The organism is Pseudomonas fluorescens, from assembly GCF_001902145.1.
Lineage (GTDB): Bacteria > Pseudomonadota > Gammaproteobacteria > Pseudomonadales > Pseudomonadaceae > Aquipseudomonas > Aquipseudomonas fluorescens_BV.
Genome location: NZ_MRST01000016.1, coordinates 57,380 through 77,185 on the forward strand (window position 1 = coordinate 57,380; position 19,806 = coordinate 77,185).

Genomic DNA, 19,806 nt, shown 5'->3' on the forward strand with positions numbered 1-19,806 from the left:
CTCCAAAATAGGTTAGTGATAATCCTCGGGCTTACGATTAATGGTGTGATGGCCGGTCTGATTGCCAGCCTTGAAATAGCGCCCCCTGTGGGAGCGGGCTTGCTCGCGAATGCGGTGGTTCAGTAGCATTTCGGTGCCTGACACACCGCATTCGCGGGCAAGCCCGCTCCCACAGGGGTTCTGTGTAGACCTTTAGAAGGCGTCGCCTGGAATGCGCACGTAGCCTTCCATCAGCACACGCGCACTGCGGCTCATGATGGCTTTTTTCACCACCCATTCACCGTTCACCTGGCTGGCCTCGGCCCCCACGCGCAAGGTGCCGGACGGGTGCCCGAAGCGCACGGCATTGCGCTCTACGCCGCCCGCCGCCAGGTTGACCAAGGTGCCGGAAATCGCCGCCGCGGTGCCAATCGCCACCGCCGCGGTGCCCATCATCGCGTGGTGCAGTTTGCCCATGGACAAGGCGCGCACCAGCAAATCCACATCGCCGGCCTTGATCGCCTTGCCGCTGGAGGCCACGTAATCGGCAGGCTTGGCGACGAACGCCACCTTGGGCGTGTGCTGGCGCTGGGCGGCGTCGTCCAGGTGTTTGATCAGGCCCATGCGCAACGCGCCATACGCCCGTACGGTCTCGAACATCGCCAGGGCCTTGGGGTCGCTGTTGATTGCGCCTTGCAGCTCGGTACCGGTGTAGCCCAGGTCTTGGGCATTGATGAAAATCGTCGGGATACCGGCGTTGATCAACGTGGCCTTGAAGGTACCGACGCCGGGTACCTCCAGGTCGTCGACGAGGTTGCCGGTGGGAAACATCGAACCCCCACCGCCCTCTTCTTCCGCCGCCGGGTCCATGAATTCCAACTGCACTTCGGCGGCCGGGAAGGTCACGCCGTCCAGTTCAAAGTCGCCGGTTTCCTGCACCGCGCCGTCAGTGATCGGCACGTGGGCGATGATGGTCTTGCCGATATTGGCCTGCCACACCCGCACCACGGCCACGCCGTTATGGGGTACGCGGGCCGCATCGACCAGGCCGGCGCTGATGGCGAACGAACCCACCGCCGCCGACAGGTTGCCGCAGTTGCCGCTCCAATCGACAAATGGCTTGTCGATGGAGACCTGGCCGAACAGGTAATCCACGTCGTGATCGGCGCGGCTGCTTTTGGCCAGGATCACGGTCTTGCTGGTGCTCGAGGTGGCCCCACCCATGCCGTCGATCTGCTTGTCATAGGGGTCGGGGCTGCCAATCACCCGCAGCAACAAGGCGTCGCGTGCAGGGCCCGGCACCTGTGCCGCTGCGGGCAGGTCCTGGAGGCTGAAGAACACGCCCTTGCTGGTGCCGCCACGCATGTAGGTGGCGGGGATCTTGATTTGCGCTACGTGTGCCATGGTTATCCTCTTCAGGCGGTCGCCTTTGATTCCAGGAAGTCCTGGGCGAAACGTTGCAACACGCCACCGGCCTCGTAGATCGACACTTCTTCGGCGGTGTCCAGGCGGCAGGTCACTGGCACCTCGACACGTTCGCCATTCTTGCGGTTGATCACCAGGGTCAGTTGCGCACGCGGGGTGCGCTCGCCGACCACGTCATAGGTTTCACTGCCGTCGATCTTGAGGGTGTGGCGGTCGGTGCCTGGCAGGAATTCCAGCGGCAACACGCCCATGCCCACCAGGTTGGTGCGGTGGATGCGCTCGAAGCCTTCGGCGGCAATCGCTTCCACGCCGGCCAGGCGTACGCCCTTGGCCGCCCAGTCACGGGACGAACCTTGGCCATAGTCGGCGCCGGCGATGATGATCAGCGGTTGCTTGCGCTCCATGTAGGTTTCAATGGCTTCCCACATCCGCGTGACCTTGCCTTCCGGCTCGATACGCGCAAGAGAGCCCTGCTTGACCTTGCCGTTTTCCTGCACCATTTCGTTGAACAGTTTCGGGTTGGCGAAGGTGGCGCGCTGCGCCGTCAAATGGTCGCCCCTGTGGGTTGCGTAGGAGTTGAAGTCGACCTCGGGCAAGCCCATTTTCGCCAGGTACTCACCGGCGGCGCTGTCGAGCATGATGGCGTTGGACGGCGACAGGTGGTCGGTGGTGATGTTGTCCGGCAGCACCGCCAGCGGGCGCATGCCCTTGAGTGGCCGTGCTCCGGCCAGCGCGCCTTCCCAGTAAGGTGGGCGGCGGATATAGGTGCTCTGCGGGCGCCAGTCATACAGCGGCGTGACTTTGGGGCCGGTGTCTTCGTGGATGGCGAACATCGGGATATACACCGCACGGAATTGCTCTGGCTTTACCGATGCCTTGACCACCGCGTCGATCTCTTCGTCGCTCGGCCAGATGTCTTGCAGGCGGATTTCCTTGCCGTCGGCGTCCAGGCCGAGCACGTCCTTTTCGATGTCGAAACGAATGGTGCCGGCAATCGCATAGGCCACCACCAGCGGCGGCGACGCCAGGAACGCTTGCTTGGCGTAAGGGTGAATGCGCCCGTCAAAGTTGCGGTTACCCGACAACACTGCGGTGGCGTACAGGTCGCGGTCGATGATCTCTTGCTGGATCACCGGGTCGAGCGCGCCCGACATGCCGTTGCAGGTGGTGCAGGCAAAGGCCACCACGCCGAAGCCGAGTTTTTCCAGCTCATGGCCCAGCCCGGCTTCTTCCAGGTACATGGCCACGGTTTTCGAGCCCGGCGCCAGGGACGACTTGACCCACGGTTTGCGGGTCAGCCCCAGCTTGTTGGCGTTGCGTGCCAACAGGCCGGCGGCGATCACGTTGCGCGGGTTGCTGGTGTTGGTGCAACTGGTGATGGCGGCGATGATCACTGCGCCGTCGGGCATTTGCCCTGGCACGTCATCCCAGTGGCCGGCGATGCCTTTTGACGCCAGGTCGCGGGTGGCCAGACGGGCATGCGGGTTGCTCGGGCCCGCCATGTTGCGCACGACGCTGGAGAGGTCGAAGCTCAGGCTGCGCTCGTACTGCGCGCCTTTCAAGTCGTCGGCCCACAGGCCGGTGTGACGTGCGTATTGCTCGACCAGGGCGACTTGTTCGTCTTCGCGACCGGTGAGTTTGAGGTAGGCAATGGTTTGCGCGTCGATGTAGAACATCGCGGCGGTGGCGCCGTACTCCGGGGCCATGTTGGAGATGGTCGCACGGTCACCCAAGGTCAGTGCCGAAGCCCCTTCGCCGAAGAACTCCAGCCAGGCGCCGACCACCTTCTGCTGGCGCAGGAATTCGGTGAGCGCCAGCACCATATCGGTGGCGGTGATGCCCGGTTGCAGCTTGCCGGTCAATTCCACGCCCACGCTTTCCGGCAGGCGCATCCACGACGCACGGCCGAGCATCACGCTCTCGGCCTCCAGGCCGCCAACGCCGATGGCGATCACACCCAAGGCATCCACGTGGGGCGTATGGCTGTCGGTGCCGACACAGGTATCCGGGAAGGCCACGCCATCACGCACTTGAATCACCGGGGACATTTTCTCCAGGTTGATCTGGTGCATGATGCCGTTGCCCGGCGGGATCACATCGACGTTCTTGAAGGCCTTTTTGGTCCACTCGATAAAGTGGAAACGGTCTTCGTTGCGACGGTCTTCAATGGCGCGGTTTTTTTCGAACGCTTGCGGGTCAAAGCCACCGGCCTCGACGGCCAGGGAATGGTCGACGATCAGTTGGGTGGGCACCACCGGGTTGACCTGCGCCGGGTCGCCGCCCTGCTGGGCGATGGCATCACGCAGGCCGGCAAGGTCGACCAAGGCGGTCTGGCCGAGGATGTCATGGCACACCACGCGGGCCGGGAACCATGGGAAGTCGAGGTCGCGCTTGCGCTCGATCAGTTGGCTCAGGGACGCGTCGAGGGTGGCCGGGTCGCAACGGCGCACCAGGTTCTCCGCGAGGACGCGCGAGGTGTAGGGCAACGTGGCGTAGGCGCCGGGGGTGATTGCCTCGACAGCCGCACGGGCGTCGAAGAAATCCAGGCGGCTGCCGGGGAGTGGTTTGCGAAAATCAGTGTTCATCGTCAGGACTCGGTCACGGTAAGTGCAAAAGAAGCCGGATCCAGAGTTGGAATGAGACCTAAATGTGGGAGCGGGCTTGCTCGCGAAAGCGGCGTGTCATTCAACACACTCGGCGACTGTTACACCGCATTCGCGAGCAAGCCCGCTCCCACACTTTGATCGGGTTTCCAGCCCGAGATAGTAGTTTTTCAGCGACGTTCGATTGGCACGAACTTGCGCTGCTCAACGCCGGTGTACTCGGCGCTCGGACGGATGATGCGGTTGTTGGCGCGCTGCTCGAACACATGCGCAGCCCAGCCGGTCAGGCGCGAGCATACGAAGATCGGCGTGAACAACTTGGTCGGGATGCCCATGAAGTGGTACGCCGAGGCATGGTAGAAATCGGCGTTAGGAAACAGCTTCTTCTGTTCCCACATGGTCTTGTCGATGGCTTCGGAGACCGGGAACAACACGGTGTCGCCCACTTCGTCAGCGAGTTTTTTCGACCAGCCTTTGATCACCTCATTGCGAGGATCGCTGTCTTTATAGATCGCGTGGCCAAAGCCCATGATCTTGTCTTTGCGCGCCAACATGCCAAGGGTGCCTTCAACCGCTTCCTGGGCCGAGGAGAAACGCTCGATCATTTCCATCGCCGCTTCGTTGGCACCGCCATGCAGCGGGCCGCGCAGGGAGCCGATGGCAGCGGTGACGCAGGAATACAGGTCGGACAATGTCGATGCACACACCCGTGCGGTGAAGGTCGAAGCGTTGAATTCGTGTTCGGCGTAGAGGATCAGTGACACGTTCATCACTTTGACGTGCAACTCGCTCGGCTTCTTGCCATGCAGCAGGTGCAGGAAGTGGCCACCGATGCTCGGCTCGTCGGTCACGCAGTCGATGCGCTGGCCGTCGTGGCTGAAGCGATACCAGTAGCACATGATCGCCGGGAACGCGGCGAGCAGGCGGTCGGTGACATCGCGCTGCACGCTGAAGTCTTTCTCCGGCTCGATATTGCCCAGGAACGAGCAACCGGTGCGCATCACGTCCATCGGGTGGGCGTCGGCGGGGATGCGTTCGAGCACTTCTTTCAGGGCCTGGGGCAGGTCACGCAGTTTGCCCAGCTTGTTGCTGTAGGTGGCCAGTTCGGCCTGGGTTGGCAATTCGCCGTACAGCAGCAGGTAGGCGACTTCTTCAAATTGTGCGTCGGCGGCCAGCTCACGCACGTCGTAGCCACGATAGGTCAGGCCGGCGCCGGCCTGGCCCACAGTGGACAGTGCAGTCTGCCCGGCGACCTGGCCACGCAGGCCAGCACCACTCAATACTTTTGCTTGTGCCATGGTTCTTCTCCAATTTTGTAATTATTCAGGGAGCCGTCCAGCTCACACCCTGTAGGAGCGAGCTTGCTCGCGAAAAACGCAAGGGCATCGCGTTTCTCCAGGTTTCCCGCGTTATCGTTGGCGATCTTCGCGAGCAAGCTCGCTCCTACAGTGCAATTACTTTTTCGCGGCGAACAGCGCGTCGAGCTTCTGCTCGAAGGTGTGGTAGTCGATGCGATCGTAAAGCTCCATGCGCGTTTGCATGGTGTCGATCACGTTCTGCTGGGTACCGTCGCGACGAATCGCGGTGTAGACATTCTCGGCAGCCTTGTTCATGGCACGGAAGGCCGAGAGCGGGTACAGCACAATGGAAACATCCGCAGATTTCAACTGTTCGGTGGTGTACAGCGGTGTGGCGCCGAACTCGGTGATGTTCGCCAGGATCGGCGCCTTTACGCGGGAGGCGAACAGCTTGTACATCTCCAGTTCAGTGATAGCTTCCGGGAACACCATGTCGGCACCGGCCTCGATGCACGCAGCGGCACGCTCCAGGGCGGACTCCAGTCCCTCGACCGCCAGGGCGTCGGTGCGCGCCATGATCACGAAGCTGTCATCGGTGCGCGCATCCACGGCGGCCTTGATGCGGTCGACCATTTCCTGCTGGGACACGATTTCTTTGTTCGGGCGATGACCACAGCGCTTGGCGCCGACCTGATCTTCGATATGGATGGCGGCGGCACCGAACTTGATCATCGACTTGACGGTACGCGCCACGTTGAACGCCGAGGAGCCGAAACCGGTGTCCACGTCCACCAGCAGCGGCAGGTCGCATACATCGGTGATGCGGCGCACGTCGGTGAGCACGTCATCCAGGCCGGTGATGCCCAGGTCCGGCACGCCGAGAGAGCCGGCGGCTACACCACCACCTGACAGATAAATCGCCTTGAAGCCGGCGCGCTTGGCCAACAGTGCGTGGTTGGCGTTGATGGCACCCACCACTTGCAGGGGCTGTTCGTTGGCAACGGCGTCACGGAAACGCTGGCCGGGAGTGCTGTTGTTTTTGGAACTCATGACTCACCTCGTGATGAAGGAGCACCGTCCGGGAAGTGACGGGCAATGTTGCGTTTGGAGGCGCCGATATGCCGGCGCATCAACAGTTCGGCCAGTTCACCGTCGCGATCGGCAATCGCGTCCAGAATGCGGTGATGCTCGGCAAAGGCCTGGCGTGGACGATTGGGGGTGGCGGAGAACTGGATGCGGTACATGCGCACCAATTGGTACAGCTCGCCGCAGAGCATTTGGGTGAGGGTGCGGTTACCAGCGCCTTGAATGATGCGGTAATGAAAATCGAAGTCGCCTTCCTGTTGGTAATAGCCGACACCTGCCTGGAACGCCGCGTCCCGTTCGTGGGTGTGCAACACCTGACGCAGCTCCTCGATCTCTGCGTCAGTCATGCGCTCGGCGGCCAGGCGACAGGCCATGCCCTCCAGTGACTCGCGGATCTCATACAGTTCGACCAGCTCGGCGTGGCTCAAAGACACCACCCGCGCGCCGACATGAGGCACCCGCACCAGCAGGCGCTGGCCTTCCAGGCGGTGGATCGCTTCGCGCAGCGGGCCGCGACTGATGCCGTAGGTGCGCGCCAGCTCCGGCTCGGAAATCTTGCTGCCGGGGGCAATTTCGCCTTTGACGATGGCGGCCTGGATACGCCGGAAGACGTTCTCCGACATGGTCTGGGAATCGTCTGATGCCACCGCTGGTTTTTCCAGTTGCCCCAACATATTGTCGACACCTTTAAAATCAATGCCGCAAAAACTAGCCAATAAGCCGCTCGCAGTCAAAGAATAAATACACATTGTCGACAATCGTCTAATAACCCCCTCATTCGCTTGCCAAGGCATGGCCGCCTGCCAGCGCTGGCGCCAAAAAAGCATCATGTTAGAATGCCCGCCGCTTTTGCCTGACATCAGATGATGAAAGGGCGCACCCGAGATTGCGCAGCAATGCCAGTCGCCTTGAAATGAACAGTGCACTGCCCTGCCTCAGGATTTATGAGACTCAAGCCTTACCTACTAGTGATGTGCCTGCTGTGCATACCGAGCCTTGGCGCTGGCGCCGAGAAGACCGTGTACGGCCTGAACGAATACGCCAAGCTTGCGGGTATCGACCTGGAAGTGGCGGCCAAACTCGACACCGGCGCCAAGACCGCCTCGTTGAGTGCCCGCGATATCAAGCGCTTCAAGCGCAATGGCGAATCCTGGGTACGCTTCTACCTGGCCATCGACACCGCCCATTCCCACCCCATCGAACTGCCCCTGGCGCGTGTCAGCAAGATCAAGCGCCGCGCCGGCGACTACGACCCCGATGAGGACAAGAACTACACCGCCCGCCCAGTGATTGCGCTGGATATCTGCATGGGCAGTGCTTTACGCAGCATCGAAGTGAACTTGACTGACCGCAGCGCATTCCAATACCCGCTGCTGATTGGCTCCGAAGCCTTGAAACGCTTTGATGCGCTGGTCGACCCCAGTCTTAAATATGCAGCAGGCAAACCCGCCTGCGCCGCCGACGCTTAATACCGCCGAGTAAACCGAATGCGCTCTCTGACCCTGCACCTGAAAATCCTGATCACCTTGCTGGTGGTGCTGGGCATTTCGGTCACCGCTTATCAGATCTTCGTGCTGGGAATTCCCGTCACCGAAGATGCCACCGACGACTTGTGGAACATCGACGCCAAGGTCGAGTTCGTCGCCAACCCGAAAGACCCGGTCAAGATCCAGATGTTCGTGCCGCCCTTGAGCCGCGACTTCGTCAGCCTCAATGAGAGCTTTATCTCGAACAACTACGGGGTGAGCGTCAACCGCATCGACGGCAACCGCAAGGTCACCTGGTCGGCGCGTCGGGCCAAGGGCAACCAGACCCTCTATTACCGCCTGGTGCTGACCAAGCGCTACAGCGGCGAAAAGGTCAAGATCAAAGGCCCGACCTTCCGCGACAGCATTGCCGTGGAAGGCCCCGAGAAGATCGCCGCCGAAGCCTTGCTGGCCCCGATTCGCCAGCACTCGGCCGACGTCGAGACCTTTATCAGTGAAGCCATCAAGCGCACCAACAACCTCAACGACGACAATGTGAAGTTGCTGCTGGCCGGCGACCCCTCGACGCCGCACAAAGCCAAGATCGTCGAACTGCTGCTGTCCATCGCCCACGTGCCGGTAGAGAAAGTCCACACCATCCGCCTGGTGGCCGACCAACCGCAAACCCCGGAACTGTGGCTGCGCAGTTTCAACGGCAACGACTGGCTGTACTTCAACCCGGAGACTGGCGAACAGGGCCTGCCCGCCGACCGCCTGCTGTGGTGGACCGGCGATGAAAACCTGATCACCGTCGATGGCGGCAAGAAAGCCATGGTGACCTTCAGCCTGAACAACAGCGAGATGAACGCCATCCGCCTGGCCAAGCTGACGGACGAAAACACCGACGCCAACTTCCTCGAATACTCGCTGTACGGCCTGCCGCTGCAAACCCAGCAGACCTTCATGATCATGGTGATGATCCCGATAGGCGTGCTGGTGATCTTGATCCTGCGCAACCTGATCGGCCTGCAGACCCTGGGCACCTTCACGCCGGTGCTGATCGCCCTGGCGTTCCGCGAGACCCAGTTGGGCTTCGGGATCGTGCTGTTCACGGTTATCACGGCCTTGGGCCTCTCGCTCAGGTCGTACCTGGAACACTTGAAACTGCAGATGCTGCCGAGGCTGTCGGTGGTGCTGACCTTCGTGGTGGTGCTGATTGCCGCCATCAGCCTGTTCAGCCACAAGCTGGGGCTGGAACGGGGCTTGTCGGTGGCGCTGTTCCCGATGGTGATCCTGACCATGACCATCGAACGCCTGTCGATCACCTGGGAGGAGCGTGGCGCCAACCATGCGCTGAAAGTGGCGATTGGCACGCTGTTCGCTGCGTCCCTGGCGCACCTGATCATGAGCGTGCCGGAGTTGGTCTACTTCGTGTTCACCTTCCCGGCGATCCTGTTGATCCTGGTGGGCTTCATGCTGGCCATGGGTCGCTACCGCGGCTATCGCCTCACCGAGCTGGTGCGTTTCAAGGCGTTCCTGAAGGCTGACTCTTGATGTTCGGCTTCTGGAAGACCTGGAAGGCCCTGGAAGCGCGGGGGATCATGGGCATTAACCGGCGTAATGCCGACTACGTGCTCAAGTACAACAAGCGCAGCCTGTACCCCATCGTGGATGACAAGATCATCACCAAGGAACGGGCCGTGGCGGCCGGCATCCACGTGCCGGAAATGTACGGGGTGATCTCCACCGAAAAGGAAATCGACAAGCTCGACGAGATTATCGGTGGGCGCAGCGACTTCGTGATCAAGCCCGCCCAGGGTGCAGGTGGTGACGGCATCCTGGTGGTGGCCGACCGGTTCGAGGGGCGCTACCGCACGGTGTCCGGCAAAATCATCAGCCATGAGGAGATCGAGCACCAGATTTCCAGCATCCTCACCGGCCTGTATTCCCTGGGCGGCCACCGCGACCGGGCGTTGATCGAGTACCGCGTGGTACCCGACCAGATCTTCAAGAGCATCAGCTATGAAGGCGTGCCGGACATCCGCATCATCGTGCTGATGGGCTACCCGGTGATGGCGATGTTGCGCTTGCCCACCCGCCAGTCCGGCGGCAAGGCCAACCTGCACCAGGGCGCGATCGGCGTGGGTGTAGACCTGGCCACCGGCCTGACCCTGCGCGGCACCTGGCTGAACAACATCATCACCAAGCACCCCGACACCACCAACGCGGTGGATGGCGTGCAACTGCCCAACTGGGACGGTTTCATGAAGCTCGCCGCCGGCTGCTACGAGCTGTGCGGGCTGGGTTATATCGGCGTGGACATGGTGCTGGACCAGGAAAAAGGCCCTTTGATCCTTGAGCTGAACGCTCGGCCTGGGCTGAACATCCAGATTGCCAACGATTGCGGCCTGACGTTGCGCACCCATGCGGTGGAGGCACGGTTGGAAGAGTTGAAGGCTGCCGGCGTGACAGAAACGCCGGAAGAGCGTGTGAAGTTCGTGCAGGAAATGTTCGGCCATATACCGCCCGTGGAAGGCTGATCCGGTCTTCGAACTGTCTATCCCCGACATCCCCTCTAGGAGCAAATCCTACGGGGGACTACAATCCCCCTCCCCCGCGCCACTGGCTGATCCACCCCCGCATGTCGACCTGCTCCGTATACCCGTTGCCCTACCGGGCCAATCCCGCCGAGTTCTTTGCGGTCATTCGCCACGCCCCTGGTGCGGTACTGCTCGACAGCGGCCGCCCGATGGCTGTTCGCGGCCGGTATGACCTGCTCAGTGCCTGGCCCGAAGCGACCCTGACGGTAGGGCCGGACGAAAGTGGCGGTGATTTCCTGCAACGCTTGCGCAAGAACCTGACGCAGTTGGGTCAAGCGACATTGCCTGACGGCTATGAATTACCGTTTGCCGGTGGTTTGATCGGTTACCTGAGCTATGACTTTGGTCGGCACCTGGAGCAGGTTTCACACCTGGCCGTGGACGATTTGCATCTGCCGGATGCACGCTTCGGGCTCTATGCCTGGGCGCTGGTCAGCGATCACCAAGTGCAAACCAGCCAGTTGGTCTTTCACCCTGCGCTGGCCGACAGCGAGCGGCAACGCTTGATCAACGTGTTCAGTCAGGCAGAAAGCAATGCGCCGACGACCTTCAAGCTTCAAGGCCCCATGATCCCGGACCTCAGCGCCGAGGCTTATCACCAGGCCATCATTCGCATCCAGGATTACATCCAGGCCGGCGACTGCTACCAGGTCAACTTTGCCCAACGCTTTCGTGCGCCGTGCATCGGCGATCCATGGGCAGCCTACTGCGCGCTGCGCGAAGCCTGCCCGACGCCGTTTTCCGGGTTCCAGAACTTGCCCGATAACGGCGCGGTGCTGAGCCTGTCGCCGGAACGCTTTGTGCGCATCAGCGAGCGCCAGGTGGAAACCCGCCCGATCAAGGGCACCCGCCCTCGCGGTTTAACACCGGAAGAGGACGCTGCCAACGCCGCTGAGTTGCTCGCCAGCCCCAAGGACCGCGCAGAAAACCTGATGATCGTTGACCTGCTGCGCAACGACCTCGGCCGCAGTTGCCGAATCGGCTCAGTGAACGTGCCGGAGCTGTTCAGCCTGGAAAGCTACCCCAACGTGCACCACCTGGTGAGCAGTGTCACTGGCATATTGGCCGACGACAAAGACGCCCTCGACCTGATCGCCGGCAGCTTCCCCGGCGGCTCCATCACCGGCGCGCCAAAGATTCGCGCCATGCAGATCATCGACGAGCTTGAGCCCACCCGCCGCGGGTTGTATTGCGGCTCGCTGGTGTACCTGGACGTGCGCGGCGAGATGGACAGCTCCATCGCGATTCGCAGCTTGCTGGTCAAGGACGGGCAAGTGTGTTGCTGGGGCGGCGGCGGGATTGTGGCGGATTCGCAGTGGCAGGCTGAGTATCAGGAGTCGCTGACGAAGGTGCGGGTGTTGTTGCAGACGCTGGAAAATCTGTAGGGCACAGCCCCTTCCTAGCGTTCGAGTAGAACGCCATGCGATAGAAAAAGCCTGAATCAGAACCGCTGTGGACGGGATAGACGCTTGCAGATAGCGTCCGGATCGACCGTCCACCCGCCACCTGTGAAGGATCACATGAAGCGACTACCTCCTCGTCTGGAAATATTTCCGAGATTGCCTATCCACGCAATCGCACCTATGATCTCCCAAAACGGGAGGTCGAAGCGATGCGGATAATCGCTCTATCTACCCTACGAATATTCTGGGAAAGCCATTCAGCTTATAGCGACGCCAGAACACCGCTGGTCGAGTTGTATCGGCACATGGAAAAGGCCAATTATCCAACACCGCAAGCACTCAAGGCCGAACTCAGAACAGCGAGCATTCTTAAGGGCGGCAGGGTCGTGTTCAACGTCGGCGGCAACAAGTATCGAGTGATCATGGCGATCGACTACCAGCGACAACTAGGGTTTATACGGTTCGTGGGGACCCACGCTCAGTACGACCAGATCAACGCGGAGACTGCGTGATGAACATCAAACCTATTCACTCCCAGGAAGACCTGACTGCGGCACTCGTACGAGTCGAGCAGATATGGGGAGCACCACCCGGCTCGCCTGAAGGTGATGAGCTGGAAATCCTGGCAATCCTCATCGAGAAGTACGAAGCCGAGCATTACCCCATGCCCCCTTCGGATCCTGTAGAGGCTATCAAGTTTCGCATGGAGCAATTGGGCATGACCGCCCGCGATCTGGAGCCGTTTATCGGCACCAGTGGGCGGGTGTCAGAGGTGCTGAACCACAAGCGCAAGCTGAGCCTGTCGATGATCAAGCGTCTGCATGAAGGCTTGCGTATTCCTTATGAGCGCTTGCTGGCTGAGGGTTAGGCGGTGACGGCGCCGACGCCATCGCAGGCAAGCTCGGCTCCCACAGTTGACCGCGTCGTTTGACGTTACATGATCGAAGGTGGGAGCTGGCTTGCCTGCGATGAGGCAATCAGCCGCGCCGCATAACTTACAGGCTCAACTGCCGATTCGACGCCTTGATAAACTCTTTCTTCAAGTCTTCAAACGTATGCACCGCCGGGAACTGCGGGAATTGGCGAATCACATTGTCCGGCGCATGGAACAGAATCCCGCGGTCCGCTTCACCCAGCATGCTGGTGTCGTTGTAGGAATCACCGGCAGCGATCACGCGGTAGTAGAGGGTCTTGAATGCCAGCACCGACTGGCGCTTGGGGTCTTTCTGGCGCAGTTGGTAGCTCACCACCCGGTCGTTTTCATCGGTGATCAAGCGGTGGCAAAGCAAGGTCGGGAAGCCCAGCTGACGCATCAGCGGCTGGGAGAACTCATAGAAGGTGTCGGACAGGATCACCACCTGGAAGCGCTCGCGCAGCCAATTGACGAACTCAATGGCGCCGTCCAGCGGCTTGAGCGTGGCGATTACGGCCTGGATATCGGCCAGTTTGAGCCCATGCTCGTCGAGGATGCGCAGGCGCTGTTGCATCAGCACGTCGTAGTCGGGAATGTCACGAGTGGTGGCCCGCAGGGACTCAATGCCGGTTTTCTCGGCAAAGGCGATCCAGATTTCCGGCACCAACACCCCTTCCAGGTCAAGGCAGGCAATTTCCACACGACACTCCTATTAGATGTTGTTGGTTGAGCGAGCAAAAGGACTGCCGACTCTAGCGACTCAAGCACGCCGCCGCAACGCGGGACAGATTTTGATACCATCGCCCCCCTATAGAGCGCTCAGCGCCACTGACCTGTAGGAACCGTCCTGATGAACCAAGCCTTCGACGTCGTTGAACTCGCCACGACTTATGCCAACAAGTCTGCCCAGGACATTCTCAAGCTGGCGTTCAGCCAGTTCGGCGATGACCTGTGGATTTCCTTCAGCGGTGCCGAGGATGTGGTCCTGGTGGACATGGCCTGGAAGCTGAACAAGAACGTCAAGGTGTTCAGCCTCGACACCGGCCGCCTGCACCCGGAGACCTACCGGTTTATCGAGCAGGTACGTGAGTTCTACAAGATCGACATCGAACTGATCTCGCCAGACCCGAGCAAGCTGGAGCCGTTCGTCAAAGAGAAAGGCCTGTTCAGCTTTTATAAGGACGGCCATGGAGAATGCTGCGGCATCCGCAAGATCGAACCGCTGCGCCGCAAACTCGCCGGTGTCAGCGCCTGGGCCACCGGCCAGCGCCGCGACCAGAGCCCCGGCACTCGCAGCCAGGTAGCGGCGCTGGAAATCGACACGGCGTTCTCCACGCCGGAACGCACCCTGTACAAGTTCAACCCGCTGGCGCAGATGACCAGCGAAGAGGTATGGGGCTACATCCGCATGCTGGAGCTGCCGTACAACAGCCTGCATGAGCGCGGTTTTATCAGCATCGGCTGCGAGCCCTGCACTCGGCCGGTACTACCCCGCCAACATGAGCGTGAAGGCCGCTGGTGGTGGGAAGAAGCCACGCAGAAGGAATGTGGGCTGCATGCGGGGAATATCATCAGTAAGGCTTGAGGCCTTTAAGTTCATGTGGCAACAAAAATGTGGGAGGGGGCTTGCCCCCGATAGCGGTAGGTCAGTTGCAGATTTCTTGACTGATACACCGCAATCGGGGGCAAGCCCCCTCCCACATTTGCTTTGTGGTGAGCCGAAAATCTTGTACACAACCATGTAACTATAGGTGCCATTTTTGTGTGCAACTTAAACTATAGCGCACCAAAACGTAACATCCCTCTTTGCTGATTTGCTCGTACGCAAATTGCTCTATTCTCGATTAAAAAATAAATACCTGTTCAAATGGTCAATTTATAGTGCTTTAGATTCAGTAAGTTATTCTAAAACTATATAAAAACAAAATTAGCCAAGATTTTCACATGTCGAAAATTGGCACGCATATGGCTTAGGTAGAAGTACGCTTTGTATACAATCAATACAAAACCTACATACATTTTGCCATCCGCCGTTTTGCTGCAGATGCGCTGGAGCCTGCCGGAATGCGTACAAGCCTCTCGAACACCCTCGCACTGGATCTGCCCTCCTCCCCACTGAACCCTGCGGCCGCAGGCCCCGGCCCGCTGGTGCTCAGCCCGCGCCTGCACAACAAGGACCTGGCGCCCACCAAGGTCGAAGGCCGACGCTGGGGGCGCTATAGCATCTTTGCGTTGTGGACCAATGACGTGCACAACATCGCCAACTATTCATTCGCCATTGGGCTCTATGCACTGGGCTTGGGCGGCTGGCAAATATTGCTGTCCCTGGGGATCGGCGCGGCGTTGGTGTACTTCTTCATGAATTTGTCGGGCTACATGGGGCAGAAGACCGGTGTGCCGTTTCCGGTTATCAGCCGCATCAGTTTTGGCATTCACGGGGCGCAGATTCCGGCGTTGATCAGGGCGGTGATTGCAATTGCCTGGTTTGGGATCCAGACCTACCTGGCCTCGGTGGTTTTCCGCGTACTGCTGACGGCCATTCATCCAGGGTTTGCCGATTATGATCACAACTCGATCCTTGGCCTGTCGACCCTCGGCTGGGCGTGCTTTGTTGCGATCTGGCTGGTGCAGTTGGTGATCCTCGCCTACGGCATGGAAATGGTACGTCGCTATGAAGGCTTCGCCGGGCCGGTGATTCTGCTGACCGTGGCCGCACTGGCCGGGTGGATGTACTTCCAGGCGAACGGGCAGATTGCCTGGTCGATCCGCGAGCCCCTGAGTGGCGGCGAGATGTGGCGCAATATCTTTGCCGGCGGCGCGCTGTGGCTAGCCATCTACGGCACCCTGATCCTTAACTTCTGCGACTTCGCGCGTTCGTCGCCGTGCCGCAAGACCATCCAGGTCGGCAATTTCTGGGGCCTGCCGGTCAATATCCTGGTGTTCGCCGCGATTACCGTGCTGCTATGCGGCGGGCAGTTCCAGCTCAATGGCCGCGTGATCGAAAGCCCGACCGAAATCATCGCGGCGATCCCCAACACATTTTTTCTGGTGCTCGGCTGCCTGGCCTTCCTCATCGTCACCGTGGCGGTGAACATCATGGCCAACTTCGTCGCCCCGGCCTTTGTACTGAGCAACCTGGCGCCCAAGTACCTGAACTTCCGGCGCGCCGGGTTGATCAGCGCCTTCGTTGCCGTGCTGATCCTGCCGTGGAACCTCTATAACAGCCCATTGGTCATCGTGTATTTCCTCTCTGGGCTCGGCGCGCTGCTGGGGCCGTTGTACGGGGTGATCATGGTCGATTACTGGCTGATCCGTAAAAGCCAGGTGGATGTGCCGCAGTTGTACAGCGAAGACCCCCAAGGCATTTATTACTACAGCCGTGGGGTGAATATGCGTGCGGTGGCGGCGTTCATTCCGGCGGCGGTGATCGCCATCCTGCTGGCGCTGTTGCCGGGGTTTGCCAGCGTCTCGCCGTTTTCCTGGTTGTTTGGCGCAGGCATTGCCGGGTTGCTGTACCTGCTGATTGCCAAGCGTCAACCGCACTACGCCGATGTCAGCGGCGAAAGCATTGCCGTCGATAACGTCAGTCATTAAACAAGGACTTTCCATGCGTATCCTCGTGGTTAACGTCAACACCACCGAATCCATCACCGACACCATTGCCCAGCAAGCACGGGCCGTGGCTTCACCGGGCACCGAAATTGTCGGGCTCACCCCGTACTTCGGCGCAGAATCAGTGGAGGGCAATTTTGAAAGCTACCTGGCGGCCATCGCCGTGATGGACCGGGTGATGGCCTACGATCAGCCCTTTGATGCGGTGATCCAGGCCGGCTATGGCGAACATGGCCGTGAAGGCCTGCAGGAACTGCTCAATGTGCCGGTGGTGGATATCACCGAGGCGGCGGCCAGCACCGCGATGTTCCTGGGGCACGCCTACTCGGTGGTGACCACCCTGGACCGCACTGTGCCGCTGATTGAAGACCGGCTGAAACTCGCCGGCCTCTACCAGCGTTGCGCTTCGGTGCGCGCCAGCGGCATGGCGGTGCTGGAGCTGGAAGAAGACCCGCTGGGCGCCATGGAAGCCATCGTGCACCAGGCGGAACTGGCCATTCGCGATGACAAGGCCGAGGTGATCTGCCTGGGCTGCGGCGGCATGGCCGGGCTGGACGAGCAGATTCGCCAGCGCACCGGGGTGCCGGTGGTGGACGGGGTGACGGCGGCGGTGATGGTTGCCGAGTCGTTGGTACGGTTGGGGTTGTCGACGTCGAAGGTCAGGACTTATGCCACACCGCGGCCGAAGAAGGTTATCGGGTGGCCGGGCAAGTTCGGGCGGTAGACCGATGCGCTTGCCCGCGATGGCCACGACTCGATGTAAAGGCGTGCTCAGATAGCACTGAACCGTTGAGCCAGTTTCTGCTCGGCAAACTGCTCAATAATGAAATCCACAAACGCCCGCGTCTTGCCCGGCAGCAATTTATGCTCGGCGTAGTAGATGGAAATATTGCCGTCGTCCACATACCAATCGGGTAACACTCGCACCAACGCACCACTGTCCAGGAACGGCACGGCCATCGGCATGCTCACCAGCGCGATGCCAAGCCCCTGGGCACTGGCGCAGCAAGCGGCTTCGGAGTCGCTCATGGTCATCGCCGGTTTCAGCACTAGAGGGCTGTGCTCGCGCTCACGATTGGTCAGTTGCCATGAACGCACCCGGCCTGTCTGCGGCGAGCGGATCAAAATGCCAAGGCAGTGCGACAGCTCCTCGGGCGCCAGTACCGGCAGGCGGCGCGCCAGGTGATCCGGCGACGCCACCAGCACCCGGTGCGCCGGGGTCAACTTGCGCGCCACCACGCCTTGGGGCAACTCAAACCCGCCGCCGATGGCCGCATCGAAGCCTTGACCGATCAGGTCGACCTGGCGGTTATCGAAATGCCAGTCCGGGCTGATATCCGGACAGCGCCGCATAAATTCGCCCAGCAACGGCACCACGTAGCGGTTACCGAACACTGGCCCCATGCTGACCTTGAGCGTGCCCACCGGCCGCCCTTCGGCACTGGCCAGGTTGGCGACCGCATTCTGAATGGTGGTGAGGCTGCCGCTGACTTCCTCCAAAAACATCTTGCCGGCTTCGGTCAGCGCCAGGCGCCGAGTGCTGCGCTGAAACAGCCGCACACCGAGGCGCGCCTCTAGCTTGGCAACGCTTTTACCCACCGCTGCGGGAGTGAGGCTCAGGTGCCGTGCAGCCTCGGCAAAGCTGCCACCCTCGGCGCTGCGCACAAAGCATTCGATACTGCCAAAGCTTTCCATATCGCCCCACTCTAAACTTTTGGTTTACACAGACTATAGCAACCACGGTCTACCGAGAGGGGCGAGTGAGGTCGATACTCGCTCCATCAACTACCTCGGAGATCGATATGACCACACACAACCTCACCGGCAAAGTCGCCTTGATTCAAGGCGGTTCCCGCGGCATCGGCGCCGCCATCGTCAAGCGCCTCGCCGCCCAGGGGGCAGCGGTTGCCTTTACCTACGTCAGCTCGGCCGCCAAGGCTCGAACACTGCAGAACGAGGTGATCAGCGCAGGTGGTCAGGCTCTGGCGATTCACGCCGACAGCGCCAATGCCACGGCGATTCGCGCTGCGGTCAACGCCACGGTGGAGGCGTTTGGACGCCTGGATATCCTGGTGAACAACGCTGGCGTGCTGGCCATCGCGCCGCTGGAAGAATTCAAGCTGGAAGACTTCGACCAGACCTTGGCGATCAATGTACGCAGCGTATTTATCGCTACCCAGGAAGCGGCCAAGCATATGGGCGAAGGTGGCCGCGTGATCAATATCGGCAGCACCAACGCCGAACGCATGCCCTTTGGCGGCGGCGGGCCCTACGCCATGAGCAAGGCGGCGCTGGTGGGGTTGACCAAGGGATTGGCGCGGGACCTGGGACCACGGGGCATCACCATCAACAACGTGCAGCCTGGGCCGGTGGACACCGACATGAACCCGGCGAACAGTGATTTTGCCGAAAGCCTGATCGGGTTGATGGCGGTAGGTCGGTATGGGCATGTGGAGGAGATTGCCAGTTTTGTGGCCTATCTGGCCGGGCCGGAAGCCGGCTATATCACGGGCGCCAGCCTGACCATCGATGGTGGTTTCAGCGCCTGATTTTGCAACACCGCAAACCAAATGCAGGAGCGGGCTTGCCCGCGGAGGCGGTGTGTCAGTGCCACATCTGTTACTGCACTACCGCTTTCGCAGGCAAGCCAGCTCCCACATTTTTGACCGCGCGGGGTCAGGCCATGGGGGGCAAGCCGTAGGCGGCCAAATCAAAGTCGGCGAGCTTGCGAATAATCTGGTCAGCATGCTGGTACTTGCTGTCAGCCATCGCCTCATCGGGCACCGCAATAGCGGTCATGTGCGCAGCCTTCGCGGCCGTCACGCCGAACGGCGAATCTTCGAACACCAGACAATCCTCAGGGGCTACACCCAACCGGCGCGCGGCAGTGAGGAAGATATCCGGCGCGGGCTTGGCAGCGCCTACTTCCGGGTCGTCCGCGGTGACGATGGTGTCGAACAGGCCAAACCATTCACGGTGCAGGGTGGTCTTGTGGCCAAACGAGTTACGCGATGAACTGGTGCCCACCGCAATCGGAATATTGTGCGCCTTCAAGTGCCGCACCAACGCCTCGGCGCCGGGCATGCCCAGGGCCTTGGGAAAGCGCTCGCTCATCAGCGGTTCGCGTATTTCCAGAAACTCGGCGGGCGTGATCGGCAGGTCCAGCGCCTTGACCACGTAATCGGCCAAATCCTGGGCACCCCGCCCGATGATGTGCTGCTTGATACCCCAGTCGTAGGTACGGCCATAGCGTTCGGCAATGATCTGCGTGACTTCGGTGTAGATGCCTTCGGTATCCAGCAACAACCCGTCCATATCGAAAATCACGGCCTTGATCGGGACAGCGTTACGCGGTGCATTCATCACAACACAACCTTGGGGCGAGGACTAAAAGGATTCAGCACAATAACGGCCACGCTTA

At 60.6% G+C, this 19,806-nt stretch carries 18 protein-coding genes; 10 read left to right on the top strand and 8 right to left on the bottom strand.

The annotated features are described in order from the left end of the window. Positions 1 to 192: 192 nt before the first annotated feature. From prpF to BUE92_RS03605, 5 genes are all read right to left on the bottom strand, one after another. Positions 193 to 1,383 (bottom strand): 2-methylaconitate cis-trans isomerase PrpF, encoded by a 1,191-nt coding sequence (gene prpF / locus BUE92_RS03585; protein WP_073521955.1) that lies wholly within the window; start codon positions 1,381 to 1,383, stop codon positions 193 to 195. A gap of 11 nt (positions 1,384 to 1,394) precedes the next feature. Then, positions 1,395 to 3,989 carry a Fe/S-dependent 2-methylisocitrate dehydratase AcnD gene (acnD, locus tag BUE92_RS03590; RefSeq protein ID WP_073521956.1) on the bottom strand — a complete coding sequence of 865 codons (2,595 nt, stop codon included), beginning with the start codon at positions 3,987 to 3,989 and terminating at the stop codon, positions 1,395 to 1,397. A 188-nt stretch (positions 3,990 to 4,177) separates the two neighbouring features. Beyond that, entirely contained in the window at positions 4,178 to 5,305 is a 1,128-nt protein-coding gene (prpC, locus tag BUE92_RS03595; protein WP_073521957.1) for a bifunctional 2-methylcitrate synthase/citrate synthase, read from the bottom strand. Between the two features lie 156 nt (positions 5,306 to 5,461). Further along, the gene (prpB, locus tag BUE92_RS03600) at positions 5,462 to 6,355 is read right to left on the bottom strand and encodes a methylisocitrate lyase (protein ID WP_073521958.1); all 894 of its coding nucleotides are present in this window, start codon (positions 6,353 to 6,355) and stop codon (positions 5,462 to 5,464) included. Continuing rightward, on the bottom strand, positions 6,352 to 7,065 hold the full coding sequence (locus BUE92_RS03605) for a GntR family transcriptional regulator (protein ID WP_073521959.1): 714 nt from the start codon (positions 7,063 to 7,065) through the stop codon (positions 6,352 to 6,354). Before BUE92_RS03605 ends, prpB begins: the two co-directional genes overlap by 4 nt. Before the next feature lie 270 nt (positions 7,066 to 7,335). On the opposite strand from BUE92_RS03605, the gene rloA reads away from it, so the two are divergent. The 6 genes from rloA (at position 7,336) to BUE92_RS03635 (ending at position 12,728) form a co-directional block, all read left to right on the top strand. Next, positions 7,336 to 7,860 carry a retropepsin-like aspartic peptidase RloA gene (gene rloA / locus BUE92_RS03610; protein WP_014719501.1) on the top strand — a complete coding sequence of 175 codons (525 nt, stop codon included), beginning with the start codon at positions 7,336 to 7,338 and terminating at the stop codon, positions 7,858 to 7,860. Between the two features lie 18 nt (positions 7,861 to 7,878). After that, positions 7,879 to 9,411 carry an osmotic stress tolerance membrane protein RloB gene (gene rloB, locus BUE92_RS03615; RefSeq protein ID WP_073521960.1) on the top strand — a complete coding sequence of 511 codons (1,533 nt, stop codon included), beginning with the start codon at positions 7,879 to 7,881 and terminating at the stop codon, positions 9,409 to 9,411. Then, positions 9,411 to 10,397, top strand: a complete 987-nt coding sequence (locus BUE92_RS03620; RefSeq protein WP_073521961.1) for an alpha-L-glutamate ligase-like protein — start codon at positions 9,411 to 9,413, stop codon at positions 10,395 to 10,397. Before rloB ends, BUE92_RS03620 begins: the two co-directional genes overlap by 1 nt. Before the next feature lie 101 nt (positions 10,398 to 10,498). Continuing rightward, positions 10,499 to 11,842, top strand: coding sequence for an aminodeoxychorismate synthase component I (pabB, locus tag BUE92_RS03625; RefSeq protein WP_073521962.1), 1,344 nt, complete (start codon positions 10,499 to 10,501; stop codon positions 11,840 to 11,842). 227 nt (positions 11,843 to 12,069) lie between these two features. After that, complete coding sequence (locus BUE92_RS03630) at positions 12,070 to 12,372, top strand: type II toxin-antitoxin system HigB family toxin (RefSeq protein ID WP_034128346.1); 303 nt, start codon at positions 12,070 to 12,072, stop codon at positions 12,370 to 12,372. After that, positions 12,372 to 12,728: a helix-turn-helix domain-containing protein gene (locus BUE92_RS03635; protein WP_073521963.1), complete on the top strand. Its 357-nt coding sequence runs from the start codon at positions 12,372 to 12,374 to the stop codon at positions 12,726 to 12,728. The genes BUE92_RS03630 and BUE92_RS03635 overlap by 1 nt, the downstream gene beginning before the upstream one ends. Positions 12,729 to 12,855: 127 nt before the next feature. Here BUE92_RS03635 and thrH read toward each other — a convergent pair whose 3' ends face one another. Continuing rightward, on the bottom strand, positions 12,856 to 13,473 hold the full coding sequence (thrH, locus tag BUE92_RS03640) for a bifunctional phosphoserine phosphatase/homoserine phosphotransferase ThrH (protein WP_073521964.1): 618 nt from the start codon (positions 13,471 to 13,473) through the stop codon (positions 12,856 to 12,858). Positions 13,474 to 13,623: 150 nt separating this feature from the next. Here thrH and BUE92_RS03645 point away from each other — a divergent pair, with 150 nt between their 5' ends. The 3 genes from BUE92_RS03645 (at position 13,624) to BUE92_RS03655 (ending at position 17,109) form a co-directional block, all read left to right on the top strand. Further along, the gene (locus BUE92_RS03645; protein WP_014719506.1) at positions 13,624 to 14,358 is read left to right on the top strand and encodes a phosphoadenylyl-sulfate reductase; all 735 of its coding nucleotides are present in this window, start codon (positions 13,624 to 13,626) and stop codon (positions 14,356 to 14,358) included. Positions 14,359 to 14,837: 479 nt separating this feature from the next. Next, complete coding sequence (locus BUE92_RS03650) at positions 14,838 to 16,367, top strand: NCS1 family nucleobase:cation symporter-1 (protein WP_073521965.1); 1,530 nt, start codon at positions 14,838 to 14,840, stop codon at positions 16,365 to 16,367. A gap of 13 nt (positions 16,368 to 16,380) precedes the next feature. After that, the gene (locus tag BUE92_RS03655; protein ID WP_034126767.1) at positions 16,381 to 17,109 is read left to right on the top strand and encodes an aspartate/glutamate racemase family protein; all 729 of its coding nucleotides are present in this window, start codon (positions 16,381 to 16,383) and stop codon (positions 17,107 to 17,109) included. A gap of 47 nt (positions 17,110 to 17,156) precedes the next feature. On the opposite strand, the gene BUE92_RS03660 is transcribed toward BUE92_RS03655, so the two are convergent. Further along, complete coding sequence (locus tag BUE92_RS03660) at positions 17,157 to 18,080, bottom strand: LysR family transcriptional regulator (protein ID WP_073521966.1); 924 nt, start codon at positions 18,078 to 18,080, stop codon at positions 17,157 to 17,159. Between the two features lie 107 nt (positions 18,081 to 18,187). Between BUE92_RS03660 and BUE92_RS03665 the strand changes: the two genes are divergently transcribed. Beyond that, positions 18,188 to 18,934, top strand: coding sequence for a 3-oxoacyl-ACP reductase family protein (locus tag BUE92_RS03665; RefSeq protein ID WP_073521967.1), 747 nt, complete (start codon positions 18,188 to 18,190; stop codon positions 18,932 to 18,934). Between the two features lie 127 nt (positions 18,935 to 19,061). Here the strand turns inward: BUE92_RS03665 and BUE92_RS03670 are convergent, their stop codons facing one another. Continuing rightward, the gene (locus BUE92_RS03670) at positions 19,062 to 19,748 is read right to left on the bottom strand and encodes an HAD-IA family hydrolase (RefSeq protein ID WP_054897203.1); all 687 of its coding nucleotides are present in this window, start codon (positions 19,746 to 19,748) and stop codon (positions 19,062 to 19,064) included. Positions 19,749 to 19,806: the final 58 nt, after the last annotated feature.